General features: G+C 68.5%; 1 protein-coding gene. It reads left to right on the top strand.

Translation table 11 applies throughout. From position 1 onward, the window contains the following. Positions 1-715 (top strand): substrate-binding domain-containing protein (locus ABS78_RS21385; RefSeq protein WP_293384353.1); only part of this gene is annotated, 715 nt, incomplete at its 5' end. Between the last annotated feature and the right edge of the window lie 30 nt (positions 716-745).

Below are 745 nucleotides of genomic sequence, written 5' to 3' on the forward strand. Positions count from 1 at the left end.
GACGCCGCAGTCGGGCGCCTATGACGACATCGTCAAGAAGGCCTTCGCCAACGGCATCCCGGTCGCGACGACCAACTCGTTCGATCCGAACATCGCCAACCGCTCGCAGATCAGCCACACCGGCCAGCTGTCGTCGGCCGCGGCGATCGGCGGCGAGGCGCTCGCCAAGTGCGTCCTCGACTCCGGCGCCAAGGGCGGCTCGATCATCTTCCCGTCGACGACCACGCTCGGCAACGAGGAAGTGAACCGTCGCGTCACCGCCGCCTTCGAAGCCGCCGTCAAGGCGCTGAACGCCGCCGGCCGCCTCGCCGACTTCAAGGTCGACGCCGGTCCGGAGAACATCGGCATCGACGTCAACAAGGACGACATCACCAACTCCGTCGTCTCGCTGATCGAGTCGCGCGGTGACGTCGTCGGCGCCTTCGCCGCCAACGGCTTCGTGACGCCGGCGCTCGGCGACGCCGTGGCCCAGCTGAAGATGAACGGCAAGGTCTGCGCCTTCGGCTTCGACCTCGGTCCGAAGCAGCAGGAGCAGATCCGCACCGGCGCGCTCACCGGCTCGCTCGGCCAGCAGCCGTTCCTGCAGGGCTTCTGGCCCGTCGCGCAGCTCTATCTGCAGATCGACCGCGGCGTCTCCGCCGCCAATCTCGACACGAGCGCGCAGCTCGTGACGAAGGACACGGTCGACCTGGTCGGCAAGCGCTTCGAGAACTGAGGCGAAAGCCAGGGCGCCCGGCATGCCGGG

Origin of the sequence: Phenylobacterium sp. SCN 70-31, from assembly GCF_001724605.1 — a bacterium.
Lineage (GTDB): Bacteria > Pseudomonadota > Alphaproteobacteria > Caulobacterales > Caulobacteraceae > Phenylobacterium.